Annotated in this window: 12 protein-coding genes; 8 read left to right on the top strand and 4 right to left on the bottom strand. The window is 57.6% G+C overall.

Annotated features, from left to right (window positions below):
- Nucleotides 1-121: 121 nt before the first annotated feature.
- From M2Q46_RS17000 to M2Q46_RS17020, 5 genes are all read left to right on the top strand, one after another.
- Nucleotides 122-1333: a CaiB/BaiF CoA-transferase family protein gene (locus tag M2Q46_RS17000; RefSeq protein WP_115634793.1), complete on the top strand. Its 1212-nt coding sequence runs from the start codon at nt 122-124 to the stop codon at nt 1331-1333.
- Nucleotides 1330-2235, top strand: a complete 906-nt coding sequence (locus tag M2Q46_RS17005; protein WP_137431062.1) for a hydroxymethylglutaryl-CoA lyase — start codon at nt 1330-1332, stop codon at nt 2233-2235. The genes M2Q46_RS17000 and M2Q46_RS17005 overlap by 4 nt, the downstream gene beginning before the upstream one ends.
- A complete protein-coding gene (leuC, locus tag M2Q46_RS17010; protein WP_302357683.1) occupies nt 2232-3644 on the top strand; it encodes a 3-isopropylmalate dehydratase large subunit in 1413 nt (470 codons plus the stop codon). The genes M2Q46_RS17005 and leuC overlap by 4 nt, the downstream gene beginning before the upstream one ends.
- Entirely contained in the window at nt 3641-4279 is a 639-nt protein-coding gene (gene leuD / locus M2Q46_RS17015; protein WP_302357685.1) for a 3-isopropylmalate dehydratase small subunit, read from the top strand. The genes leuC and leuD overlap by 4 nt, the downstream gene beginning before the upstream one ends.
- A 523-nt stretch (nt 4280-4802) precedes the next feature.
- Entirely contained in the window at nt 4803-6929 is a 2127-nt protein-coding gene (locus tag M2Q46_RS17020; protein ID WP_060186555.1) for a TonB-dependent siderophore receptor, read from the top strand.
- Between the two features lie 185 nt (nt 6930-7114).
- Here the strand turns inward: M2Q46_RS17020 and rpoN are convergent, their stop codons facing one another.
- Nucleotides 7115-8500 (bottom strand): RNA polymerase factor sigma-54, encoded by a 1386-nt coding sequence (gene rpoN / locus M2Q46_RS17025; protein WP_115634785.1) that lies wholly within the window; start codon nt 8498-8500, stop codon nt 7115-7117.
- Between the two features lie 16 nt (nt 8501-8516).
- On the opposite strand from rpoN, the gene M2Q46_RS17030 reads away from it, so the two are divergent.
- The 3 genes from M2Q46_RS17030 (at nt 8517) to leuA (ending at nt 11096) form a co-directional block, all read left to right on the top strand.
- Complete coding sequence (locus tag M2Q46_RS17030) at nt 8517-9071, top strand: hypothetical protein (RefSeq protein WP_009460264.1); 555 nt, start codon at nt 8517-8519, stop codon at nt 9069-9071.
- 39 nt (nt 9072-9110) lie between these two features.
- Nucleotides 9111-9263, top strand: a complete 153-nt coding sequence (locus tag M2Q46_RS17035; RefSeq protein WP_155624357.1) for a hypothetical protein — start codon at nt 9111-9113, stop codon at nt 9261-9263.
- 138 nt (nt 9264-9401) lie between these two features.
- Nucleotides 9402-11096 carry a 2-isopropylmalate synthase gene (gene leuA, locus M2Q46_RS17040; RefSeq protein WP_035269943.1) on the top strand — a complete coding sequence of 565 codons (1695 nt, stop codon included), beginning with the start codon at nt 9402-9404 and terminating at the stop codon, nt 11094-11096.
- Between the two features lie 363 nt (nt 11097-11459).
- Here leuA and M2Q46_RS17045 read toward each other — a convergent pair whose 3' ends face one another.
- The 3 genes from M2Q46_RS17045 to M2Q46_RS17055 form a co-directional block, all read right to left on the bottom strand.
- Nucleotides 11460-12224, bottom strand: coding sequence for a YwqG family protein (locus M2Q46_RS17045; RefSeq protein ID WP_060186556.1), 765 nt, complete (start codon nt 12222-12224; stop codon nt 11460-11462).
- Between the two features lie 135 nt (nt 12225-12359).
- Nucleotides 12360-12680 carry a hypothetical protein gene (locus tag M2Q46_RS17050; protein WP_009463574.1) on the bottom strand — a complete coding sequence of 107 codons (321 nt, stop codon included), beginning with the start codon at nt 12678-12680 and terminating at the stop codon, nt 12360-12362.
- Nucleotides 12681-12766: 86 nt separating this feature from the next.
- Nucleotides 12767-13114, bottom strand: a complete 348-nt coding sequence (locus M2Q46_RS17055; protein ID WP_009463576.1) for a DUF1840 domain-containing protein — start codon at nt 13112-13114, stop codon at nt 12767-12769.
- Nucleotides 13115-13203 lie beyond the last annotated feature (89 nt).

A 13203-nucleotide genomic window follows, 5' to 3' on the forward strand; every position in this document is an offset into this window, starting at 1 on the left:
AACCCGCTTCATGCGGGTTTTTTTAATTTTCCATCCACGTTTTTTACGATGGCAGCATAATATTTGATTGCTTTTCTACTTTCTTTTTCTATCCCAGAATCAATAACTGGAGGAAACAGAAATGGATAAGAACAGCTTTACCGAACCCCCGCTCAAAGGCATCAAAGTCCTGGAGCTGGGTTCCTTGATTGCCGGCCCCTATGCCGGCAGCCTGCTGGCCCAGTTTGGGGCCGATGTCATCAAGATCGAACCGCCCGGCAAGGGCGACCCGCTGCGCCGCTGGCGGCAGTTGCACAAAGACACCTCCCTGTGGTGGCGCGTGCAAAGTCGCAACAAGCGTTCCATTGCGCTCGATCTGCGCCAGCCCGAAGGCCAGGAGATTGCTCGTGAACTGGCCCTGCAAAGCGATATCGTCATTGAAAACTTCCGCCCCGGCGTGCTGGAACGCTGGGGCCTGGGCTGGGAAACGCTGCACGCACTGAACCCACGCCTGATCATGGTGCGCGTCTCCGGTTATGGGCAGGACGGCCCCTACCACCGTCGTCCCGGCTTTGCCGCCATTGCAGAATGTATGGGTGGCCTGCGTTATGGCACCGGCTATCCGGATCGCCCCCCTGTGCGAGCCGGTGTCAGCCTGGGCGATACGCTGGCTTCGCTATACGGCACTATTGGTGCGCTGCTGGCCATGCACCATCTACGTCAGGAAGGCGGGCAGGGGCAGATGATTGATGTGGCCTTGTATGAATCTGTCTTTGCCATCATGGAAAGCCTGATTCCAGACTATCAACTGAACGGTCATCAGCGCGAACGTACCGGGGCCAGCCTGCCCGGTATCTCCCCCTCCAACACCTATCCCACCGGCGACGGCAAATGGGTAGTGATTGCCGCCAATAGTGACGCGATTTTCATCCGTCTGATGCAGGCCATGAACCGCCCTGATCTGGCCAGCGATCCACGCCTGTCCGACAACGCCGGACGTGTAGAACACAGCGCCATGCTGGACCAGACTATTGGCGACTGGACAAGCGCCCGCAGTCTGGAAGAAGTACTGAGCGTGCTGGATCAGGCGGAAGTCCCCAGCGGCAGCATCTACACCGCCGCCGACATTCTTGATGACCCGCATTACCAGGCCCGCGGCATGCTGGAGAAACACACCTTGGAGGACGGCCAGGAACTGACCATACCCGGCATCGTCCCCAAGCTAAGCCGCAGCCCCGGTGCCACCCAATGGTTGGGGCCGGAGTTGGGTGAACACACAGACAGCATCCTGCAAGAACTGGGCATGAGCCCGGAGCGCCGCCAAGCTCTGCGTGAACAAGGAATCGTGGAATGAGTACCGTGTTATTAACTGATGTCACCTTGCGTGACGGCCTGCAAATTGTGCCACGCTGGGTGCCTACGCCGGACAAGCTGCGTATCGCGCAAGCACTGCCTCAATGCGGCGTGCGCAAGATCGAGCTCACGTCCTTTACGTCGCCCAAAGCCATCCCATCCCTGGCGGATGCCGATGAGCTGGCCAGCCTGACCACACGCGACCCTCAGGTTTGCTACACCGCCCTGGTTCCCAATCTGCGCGGTGCGCAGCGCGCTTTGGCAGCCCATATGAACGAGCTGAACTTTGTATTTTCAGCCTCTGAAGCGCATAACCAGGCCAATCTGCGCATGAATATTGCACAATCACTGGCCCAGCTGGAGCAAGTGCTGGAAGCGGCGGGCAAAACGCCAGTCAACGTGTCCCTGTCCACCGCTTTTGGCTGCCCCTTTACCGGCGCCGTCGCCCCCGCGCACGTGATTGCACTGATGCAACAAGTGCAACGCATGGGAGCCAGCTCCGTCAGCCTGTGCGATACCACCGGCATGGGCTCGCCCGCCGATGTGGAACGTCTGACCCAGGCTGCCTTGAGCTTGTATGGTGAACAAGGCGTCACCGGCCATTTCCATGACACCCGCGGGCTGGCTCTGGCCAATGCCTGGGCCGCGTATCGCGAAGGAGGACGTCGGTTCGACGCAGCCTTGGCCGGTTTGGGCGGTTGCCCTTACGCCCCCGGTGCCAGCGGCAATGCCAGCCTGGAAGATCTGGCGCATATGTTCCAGATCAGCGGTGTGGAAACAGGCTTGAATCTGGAAGCGCTCCAGCCTTTGGCCGAAGAAATCGCAGCCCTGACGCAAGAGCCCATTCAAAGTCGCCTGCACAAAGCAGGACCAGCCTACGCCTTGAAGGTATGCCAACCATGAGCACGGCCCGCACCCTTTTTCAAAAGCTCTGGGATGCACATCGCGTTGCGACGGTAGACGATGAGCATGATCTGATCTACATAGACCGCCAGTTGTTGTACGAAGTCACCAGTCCGCAAGCTTTCGAGAGTTTGCGCTTGGCCGGACGCCATGTGCGTCGCCCGGACACCGCACTGACCACGGTGGACCACAACGTGCCCACGCGCCGCCGCAATCAGCGTCTGGAAGATCCGTTGGCGCAGGCTCAGATCGACCAGATGGAGATCAATAGCCGGGAGTTTGGCCTGCGCTACTTTGGCCTGGATGACGAGCGCCAGGGCATCATCCACGTGATCGGACCCGAGCAGGGCATGACCTTGCCCGGCTCCAGCATCGTGGCGGGGGATTCCCATACCAGCACGCATGGCGCGTTTGCGGCCTTGGCCTTTGGTATTGGCACCTCCGAAGTGGAGCATGTTCTGGCCACGCAATGTCTGGCCGCAAAACGCATGCGCAGCCTGCAAGTAGACGTGCAAGGTGAATTGCCTGCCACCAGCACCGCCAAGGATCTGATCCTGCACATCATTGCCCGCCTGGGTGCGGATGGCGGGCGAGACTGTGCCATCGAATTTACCGGCCCCGCCATCCGGGCCTTATCCATGGAAGGGCGCATGACCTTGTGCAATATGGCGATCGAAGCGGGGGCCCGTATTGGTCTGGTCGCTGTGGACGACAAGACCCTGGACTATGTGCGCGGCCGCCCCTTGGCACCAAAAGGAGAGGCCTGGGACAAGGCAGAGCAGTACTGGCGCACGCTGATCAGCGATGAGGGCTGCCAATACGATCAACACTTGCAGATCGACGCCACGCAGGTCGCCCCTACGGTTACCTGGGGCACGTCCCCCGATATGGCGGCAGCCATCGACCAGCTTGTACCTGATCCATTAGCCGCTGCCACGGGCAAACAGGCTGATGCTCAACGCGCCTTGAACTATATGGCTTTGCAGGCCGGCCAGCCGCTGGCAGGCATCACCATAGACCGGGTGTTCATCGGTTCCTGTACCAATGCCCGTATTGAAGACCTGCGCAGCGCCGCTGCCATGATCAAAGGCAAACGCGTGGCCAGCACAGTGCTGCAAGCTTTGGTTGTACCCGGCTCGGGACTGGTACGCCGTCAGGCCGAGCAGGAAGGCTTGGACCAGATTTTTACGCAAGCCGGTTTTGAATGGCGCGAGCCGGGCTGCTCCATGTGCCTGGGCATGAACGAAGACCGCCTGAACCCGGGCGAGCGCTGCGCCTCCACCTCCAACCGTAATTTCGAGGGCCGGCAGGGCGCCTTGGGACGTACACACCTGATGAGCCCCGCCATGGCTGCTGCCGCTGCAATTGCGGGCCATCTTGTCGATATCCGTAACTGGGGCGCCGCATGAACACACCTTTTACTTCTGTGCGCTCGCGCGTGATTGCGCTGGACCGCGCCAATGTAGACACCGACGCTATCTTGCCCAAGCAGTACATGACATCCTTGTCGCGCACTGGCTTTGGACAATATGCCTTCGACAACTGGCGGTACGCGGATATTGGCTACCCCGGCAAGCCACTGGCCGAGCGTAAGCCAATCAACAGTTTCTGCCTGCATCAGCCGCATGCACAAGGCGCCCACATTCTGCTGGGACGCGAGAATTTTGGCTGCGGGTCCAGCCGTGAACACGCGGTCTGGGCGCTGAAGGACTTAGGCATTGCGGTGCTGATCGCCCCTTCATTTGCCGACATCTTCCGCAATAACTGCTTTAAAAACGGCATATTGCCCATCCAGATGGCTGCGGAGCAAATTGATGGTTTATTCACCACAGCCACACAAAATCCGTGGGATGAATGGACGGTAGATCTGGAGGCCTGCATGTTGATCGGTCCCAACCAGCACATCCGTTTCCAGGTGGAGCCTGAACGCCGCCACCGCCTGCTGCTGGCGCTGGACGATATCAGCGTGACAGAGCAAAAAATGGGTCAGATCCAGGCTTACGAACAACGGCGCCGGGAACAGGAACCCTGGTTATTTAGCTAAGCATGATAGATAGAGGGGGCAGCGGCGGAAGGGGACTTCCGCCGCTGCCTGCCTTCCGCCCTGGCAGTCGCAGTCGCAGTCGCAGTCGCAGTCGCAGTCGCAGTCGCAGTCGCAGTCGCAGTCGCAGTCGCAGTCGACAAGTATCGAAACACAGCTCAAGCCTGTTCAAGTCACAAATAGAAGAATTTCTTGAGCCGCTCCCTTATTAGCCAGGAGCCATCACCGCTCCCTTGCCTTCCCCTCGCCAAGCAAAGATCACCTGTTCTTGCCAAAACTGTTCCATGGGACGCACTCCCACCCTCGTGTCAGACGAGGCCTCTATTTTGCTCAAAAATCCCTCTGAAACCCTGATTCCGGCGCGGTTTCGGAGCGAAATCGACTACTCCGCCCACTTATACCCATAAGTTTTTTAGGGTCGTTTTTATATCACAAAGGCGCCTAACTGCTTGAAGCACCTACAAGCAAATGCTACAAACGAAACATTAATGAGAATCATTTTTATTTATATTTAAATTACAGATCCATGCGCATTTCTCATCTTATTGGCCTGAGCCTGCTCAGCGCGGGCAGCAGTTGGGCTCAATCTTCCGATGCTCCCCCAGTTACATCTTTGTCCACCATTGAAGTCAAAGCCAGCGAATACATTGACTTGCCGCCCGCTTATGAAGGCAATCATGTCGCTACCGGCGGCAACCTGGGTTTGCTGGGCAACCGGGATGTCATGAACACCCCATTTAGCACCATCAACTACACCAGCGACTACATCGAAGATCTGCAAGGTCAGGAACTGCGCATTCTGATCAGCAAGAACGACCCTTCCGTGCAGACTCCCGGTGCAGGTGGAACGGGCGGCAAAGACACCATGTATATACGGGGTTTCCGTGCCGGTGACGTGTCTCTAAATGGTTTGCAAGGTTTGACCAGTGGCCGCCGCGTGATGGCCATCGCAGAGCGTTTAGAAATTCTCAAAGGCCCCTCTGCCGTGCTGAACGGCATGAATGCCAGCAATGATGTGGGCGGCTCAATCAATCTGGTGTCCAAGCGCGCCACGGATGATCCCATTAGCAACGTCACCCTGTCCTATATCCAGCCGTCCCAATTCGGGACGCATCTGGATCTGGGCCGCCGTTTCGGGGAATCCAATGAATTGGGCCTGCGCTTGAACGGCGTATTCAAGGACGGCGAGGGCGTGGTGGACCACCGCACCAATCGCGACAAGCTGATTTCTCTGGGGGCCGACTATCGCCTGGGCACAGTCAAACTGTCTGCCGACCTGTACCACCTGGAAGAATACATTTCCGGTCTGAACCGGGGCGTGCGTCTGGCCAAGGGGCTGGACAAGAACCCATTGCCCTCACCACCTAAAGGCAATGTCTTGCTGGGCGTACCGTGGGCGGCTGGCCTGACGCGTGAAACCACCGCACTGGTACGTGCAGACTGGGCTGCCAACGACAAGTTGGCGGTCTACGGTTCTGCGGGTTACAGCAAGTCCGAGATGAGCAACTACAACACCAAGGGCAGCACCTTGCTGAATGAGCAAGGGGACCTGAAACTGGCTGCGACCCGTCGCAACAATACCGGCTACAACCTGGCCGCCAATAGTGGCCTGTTCTACAACTTCGACACCGGCTCCGTGCACCACACCATCAGCGCCGGAGTGGACTGGAATCGCAAAAGCTCACGCAGCGACAACACGTCCATCAAAGGCTGGTCCGAGACCATCAATATTTACGACCCAGACTACCCCGCTCGTCCCTATGTCCCCATGAATGGGCTAAGTGCGCCTAACGTCAGCTATCTGTACAGTGCAGCGTTAGCCGATACCCTGTCTTTTGCAGATGGCAAATATCAGTTGACGCTGGGCCTGCGCCAGCAGTGGGTCAGCACCAAAGACAAAAGCGGCAAGAGCGACAACTACAGCAAGAATGCACTGACGCCCACCATTGCCGGTGTCTGGCAATTGCGTGACGACTGGATGCTGTACGCCAACTATGCCGAGGGTCTGACACAAGGAATGATCGTCGGTGACGACTACGCCAACGAAGGCCAGATCTTCGCGCCCCAGAAAACACGTCAATACGAAATCGGGATGAAGTACGACAGCGGGGATTACGCTCTGACAGCGGCCCTGTTCGACATCACCCAACCCAATAGCTACGAGAGCGCTGAACGTTTCAACGGCAAGCCCAACCTGAGCTACGACGGCCGTCAGCGCAACCGAGGGGTCGAAGTACAGGTCTTTGGTCAAATTGCCGAGAACTGGCGTTTGACCGGTGGTATTGCCTACCTGGACCCCAAGATTCGCAAGGCCAGCAACCCGAGCAACGAAGGGCGTATGGCCGTGGGCCTGTCCCGCTGGGTCGCCAAGGCCGGAATTGAATGGGATACGCCTTTTGTTCAGGGCCTGACCTTGAATGCCAACCTGCACAGCCAGTCCAAGCAATATGCCGACGCCAGCAACAGCTACTACATGCCAGGCGTGACCACCTATGACCTGGGCATGCGCTACAAAACGCGCTTTGCCGGCAAGGAAGTGACCTTGCGCGCCAGCCTGGAAAACGTGGGTAATAAGGCCTACTGGGTCGTGCCCTTGAGCAATGGCCAAGGTTCGCCACGTACCTTCCTGGCTTCAGCCACCATGAAATTCTAAGTAGACCAGCGATCCCCCTGCCATCCAGTTCTCCGTCTGGCTGGCAGGGTCCAACTCCGCTTTTGCAGGGCCTGTTCATGCGTGTATGCAGGCCCTGTTTTTTTTTGTTTTGACAGGTCTTGTCAGCTAAAACGGTGAGCCTATGGGCCCACCAAGCATCTTTGAGCTGCTATGGCGTGTCGTCCCTAAACGCCAGCCGCCGCCCGCATCTTGCGTTGTGACGCCGGTGCCAAACCTTCCGCTTCCCGGTACTTCGCCACCGTACGGCGCGCCAAAGTCAGGCCCTGAGCCTGCAAGAGGTCGGTAATCTGCTGGTCCGACAAAGGCTTGGCTGGCGACTCGTCACGAATCATCTGCGCGATCTGTGCCCGTACCGAAGCCGCCGACAGATCAGCCTTGCCATCAGCACTGGCCAAGGCCACGGTAAAGAACTGTTTAAGCTCCATCACCCCATGCGGTGTTTGCATGTACTTTTGCCGCGTTGCACGAGAAATCGTGGACTCGTGCAAATCCAGCTCGGCTGCCAGATCGGCCAATTGCATGGGTTTGAGAGCCGACACACCTTGCGTGAAAAAGTCCTGCTGCATCTGCACAATCGCTTGGGCCACCCGCAAAATCGTCACGAAACGGCTGTTAACGCTGCGCAGCAAGCCGGTCGCTTTTTGGCGCTCTGCCAGCAAGGCAGGGTGCGCTTCAATTTCATAATCGTGCAGATTCACCAATTGCAGGCGCGGCACAGCCAGAGGATTCAAGGCCGCCTGCCAATTGTCCTTGCCGCGAATCAACAGCACATCGGGTACCACATAAGCCGAGACGTTTTGCGTCCAGGCCCGCCCCGGCTTGGGGTCCAGCTTCAAGACCAGATGATGGGCGCGCTCGACCAGCTCGGCCGAATAGCGGCCGGCACAGCGCTGACGCAACTGACTGGGAGAGGCCAGAATGCCGACATGCTCGCGCACCAGATAGCGGGCGCAGTCGAGCAAGGCAGGTTCCAATTGCTGAGCCTGTTGCATCAGTTGCAAGTCCAGGCACTCGGCCAGATCCCGCGCACCGACACCGGCCGGGTCCAGGGACTGCACCTGGGCCAGCGCACAGCGCAAGTCACTTTCATCAATGTCCAGCTCGTCGGGCAGGCAGTCCAGCACCTCTTCCAGCGAGACGGGCAGGTAGCCGTTATCGTCCAGTTCATCGATCAATAACTGGGCCAAAGCGCGGTCACGGTCGCTCAAACGCAACAGTCCCAGCTGCTCGCTTAAATAAGCCGCCAGGTCCTGGGCAATGGCCGATTCGGGAGTCCAGTCAGGGTCGTCCGAATCCCCCTGATGCTTGGGAAACTCAAGGCTCGCCCACGAGGATTCCGCCTCGCCCGAAGCGGCTTCGGGCAATGGCTCGGCGGCGACATCCGTCTGCACGTCCAGACGTTCCAGCAAGGGGTTATCCAGCAAAGCCTGAGCCAACTCCTGCTCCAGCTCGGCCCCCGATAGCTGCAACACTTTAATAGACTGTTGCAATTGCGGCGTCAAAACCAGCGTTTGCTGCTGGCGTAAATCTAGTGACTGACGCGTAAGCATAGGTACAATCGTTTCCATGAAAACTGACAACGCCCAGACACCCACCGCCAACGATAGTCAGGCTCTGCGCAGCACACTGTTCAAGCTGTGCGCCACGGCCACTATTATCTGCACCGTAGTCACTATCGTGGTCGCCATTATCTGGTGGGACCTGCTCAACCGTCTTATCAGCTTTGGGCGTGGCCTGGATTACTCCGGCCTGCAGGCCTTGAGCATTCAAAACCTGGCGCTGATCAAGCAATACAACCCGTTTTTCTGGTGGACGGTAGTGGGCGTCATAACCCTCATTATTGCCTATCTTTTGTATGGCTTCGTACAAGGGGTCATGCGACGCAACCAGCAACGCATTATCGACGAGTCCACGGTGGCTCAACTGGCCCGATCACTCAGCCGTCCGGCCCGTGAAGTGATTTTGTGGTGCTGGCCCGACCAGCGCAGCCCGTTGACTGTGGGCGATTTACAACGAGCCCATAGCGAGTTGCGCTCCGGACGTTTTAGCAAAATCGAACTGGCCGAGCAGCAAAGCCGCCTGCTGCAAGCCGACTACGAACGTCACGAGCCACAAGCCTAAAGCTTGCCTTCCTGTTTTTTTTGTGTTTGACTAACGGTCATGACTCACGCACGCCAATTCTCCTACGCCTGCCAAGGTTTCAGCCCCGCCGCTGAAGCAGCCTTGTCGCGTTCCGTGCGTGAAGGCCGTTCTTCGGCCCCTGCCTCCAGCCTATCCCAGCTGCTACTACTAGCGTCCGGTTGCCGGGCCTAGTGTCCCGTGGCAGTTCGGCAGCCAATACTCAGCCACATCTACGTCATTTGTGCCGCCACCGGCCTACGTAAATGCTGCAATCGCTGGTGACGGCAAGAAGTAATCAACACTTTTTGTCCGACAGGTATCCCCATGGCAATGCTGAAAAACCCCTCTCAAAAGTATCGTCCTTTTGTCGCCTTTGATCGCGACTTCGCTGAACGCACCTGGCCTTCCAAGCGCATTACCAAAGCGCCCATCTGGATGAGCACGGACTTGCGTGACGGCAATCAGTCCCTGATCGAGCCCATGAACGTGGCTCGCAAACTGCGCTTTTTCGAGCAACTCGTCAAAATCGGTTTCAAGGAAATCGAGGTCGGTTTCCCATCCGCATCGCAGACCGACTTCGATTTCGTTCGCAAGCTGATCGACGAAAACCGCATTCCTGAAGACGTCACCATCATCGTCCTGACGCAGTCGCGCGAAGACCTGATCAAACGCACGGCTGAAGCGGCTGCCGGTGCCAAACGCGCCATCATTCACTTGTACAACGCTTGTGCCCCCGCCTTTCGCAAGATTGTTTTCAACTTGAGCAAGGACGAGATCAAGGAAATTGCCTTGACCGGTACACGCCTGGTCAAGAACGAAGTGGCCAAGTATCCGCAAACCCAATGGGGTTACGAATACTCGCCCGAAGTGTTCAGCACTACCGAGCCCGAATTTGCTCTGGAGGTGTGCAACGCCGTCGTGAAAGCCTGGGGTCCAGCCGCTGACGAACGTGTCATCCTGAACTTGCCCGCCACCATTGAGGCCACCACGCCCAATATGTACGCCGACCAGATCGAATGGATGCACAACAATCTGGAACAGCGCAGCAACGTCACCTTGAGCGTGCACCCGCACAACGACCGTGGCACTGCGGTCGCTGCCGCTGAACTGGCTGTGATGGCTGGCGCGGACCGTATCGAAGGCTGCTTGTTCGGTAGCGGTGAGCGCACCGGCAACGTTTGCCTGGTGACCTTGGCCCTGAACTTGTACACCCAGGGCGTGGACCCTGAACTGGACTTCTCGGACATCGACGAAGTGCGTCGCACCGCCGAGTACTGCAACCAGTTGCCCGTGCACCCACGCCACCCTTACGCGGGCGATCTGGTCTTTACCGCTTTCTCCGGCTCCCACCAGGACGCCATCAAGAAGGGATTGGCCCAGCAAAAAGCCGACGAAATCTGGGAAGTCCCTTACCTGCCTATCGACCCGGCCGATCTGGGCCGCAGCTACGATGCGGTGATCCGCGTCAACAGCCAGTCGGGCAAGGGTGGAGTGTCCTACTTGCTGGAACAAGAGCACGGTCTGGTCTTGCCACGCCGCATGCAAATCGAATTCAGCCGCGCCATTCAGCGCGTCACCGACTCTTCCGGCAAGGAAGTGACGCCTGCAGATGTGTACGGCATTTTCGAATCCGAATACCTGAACTGCAAGAAGCACTACAAGCTGCTCAAGCACAACATCATCAGCCAGCCTCACGCCGACAGCGGCCAGCAATTCACGATTGAAGTGGATGTGGAGCACGACGGCCAGGTTCGCACCCTGAAGGGTTCGGGCGAAGGTGCGATCTCTGCTTTTGTGAATGCCTTGGATCTGTCCATCAAGATCATGGACTACAACGAGCACGCCATCGGTTCCGGTGCTGAAACCCGCGCTGCCGCTTACGTGGAAATGCGTATCGGCGACAGCCCATCGGGCTTTGGTGTGGGCATCCACGCCGACATCGTGACTTCCTCCTTCCTGGCGATCTTGAGTGCGGTCAACCGCCACACCATCGCCCAGCAAGAAGCTGAAGCCACCACGGCTTAATACCGTCTTCATGTCGCGACTTGGGTGGTGATCCCACCCAAGCGCCCGCCCGGTTCACCATAACCGCGCCTGACCCGCTTTCGCAGCCCGGCTTATCGTCGCTCTGCCCGCAACCCGCCCACAAGGCGGGTTTTTCGTGGGCGGGCCATTAGATTGTAGCCCCACACCGTAGATAAGCCGGACTCGGCCAGGTCGGACCGGACCTGATCAGTTTGACTAGCCCGGTTGGTTCGGCTGTTCGGCTGTTCGGCTGTTCGGCTGTTCGGCACCAGAGCGTAAAGCCAATGCTCGCGGCACAGTACAGATGGCTATGCCAATATGCCTCTAAACGGCCAATCTCACCACACGGCGCTTGCCCCCTGTTTAGCCGCAATCCACTTGAAGACGGCTGAAGTCCTTGGCGCGCAGCTTGTCCTCTTCAATAAAGGCCATCAAGCGGGCACCATCTTGCCAGCACCAGTTCAACTCATCATGGGACTGCAAGGTCAGCAGTGAACGCCATGGCGACTGACTGGGATACTCGTCCTGCGTCGGCGTAGGGTCATAGCCCAGGCTGTCCCAAGAGGGGCGACCCAGCAGATAGTCGCGCGGCAAGTCGCCGCTTTCTTCCAGCTCCTCAAACCAGTCATACAGCTCGTCCATATCCACTGGCCAATCCTTGCGCAGCTCTTCATGGCGAGGAATATCAATGCAGTTTTCGAACAGCACTTCCCGACTTGCTGTACCCCAATCATGAGGGGCCTGAAGCTCGTGAAAATCAGTGGTGTCCGGCCAGTAAAAAGCCTTCAGATAGTCCTCGTCGCGCCAGAAAATGACGTCTTCCTGATCCATACCGTAAAACAGCGACAGCAGCCCGCTCGTGGGCAAATTCGCTGGGCGATCCGGTCCTTCCGGCAGCTCCGCAAAATTGATCTGGCCGACAAATAAATATTCACCGTCCGGATGCTCGGGCCAAGTAAAGCCTGGAGGAACCATAGGTTGGCCACCAAAGCGGCTTTGCAAAGGCTGACCCTGGCCTTTCCCCAAACGGATGGCAACCGCCGGTTGCGCCAGGTCCAGAAAATACTGTTTATGCGCTTGCAGCACAGGTGAGGCATCAAGGTACTTTTCTAGCGTGTTCAGATCCATGGCGCTGGGAAGGAAGAAGTTGAAGATAGTGCAGGCAAGGATAAGGGTGTCACAGCACACACGGCAACCCTTGCCGAAGAATCAGAAAGAAAAAAAACCGGCCCAAGAGCCGGTTTTTGTTTGCCTTGCCGCAGATCAGTACGTGACCGCCAAACCCGGCAAATCCACAGTAACTTGCATGGAGCCCACCGCTTGCAAGCAATGACGTGCAAATTCCTGGGCGCGCTCATCGTCTTGCGACAGCAGCGTGTAACCCAGGGCATCGGCCACGCCCATAATCTTGTCCAGCAACAGCACTTTGCCGCTGGCCCGCAGGGGTTCACAGCCAAGCTCTTGCCAGGTGCGATCAAACCAGTCACGCGATTGCTTGCCGCTGTCCGCATCAATGGTTTGTATAGGAGTGACCAGCTCTATGTGCTGGCGAGGACTAAAGATCACAAGCACCATAGCGCTCATAGACGATCTCCGAAAAAAAATAGATCAACTTTGGAGCTTAAGCAAAGAAGGCCTGCCAAATTGTCGGCAGGCCGACATTCCAGGAACTACCAGGAGCTATCAGCCGGTTCCCACATCACCGGCACGCCAGTGTTATTCGCCTGGCGCAACATATCCAGCAAAGGATAGGCGCGTTGGCTGAAACTCACGGCCTGTGAAATCGGGTGTTCCTTTTCATCGTCTTCGTCCTCGTGGGGCGAATGCTTGTTTTCCCGGTCCTGCCCGATCGCTCGCTCAATATTGCCAATAGCTTCGGACAGTTGCTCTGCCGTGAACACGCCACGCTCGGGCAAACCATCAGGATAGGAACGCCCCGCGGCCCGGAGAATAGGCATGGCATGTTCAGAGAACATCAGAACATCGGCGGCGGCTTTGCTTTTAAAGACGACTAGCATACGGTTTCTCCTTATGGATCTTTGTGTTTCCGATTCGACTTTCAGGATACACACCCCTGCAAGATAGCAGGATTTTCCCCGTCTTGGAG

Source organism: Alcaligenes sp. YSL9 (genome assembly GCF_030515105.1).
Lineage (GTDB): Bacteria > Pseudomonadota > Gammaproteobacteria > Burkholderiales > Burkholderiaceae_B > Alcaligenes > Alcaligenes phenolicus.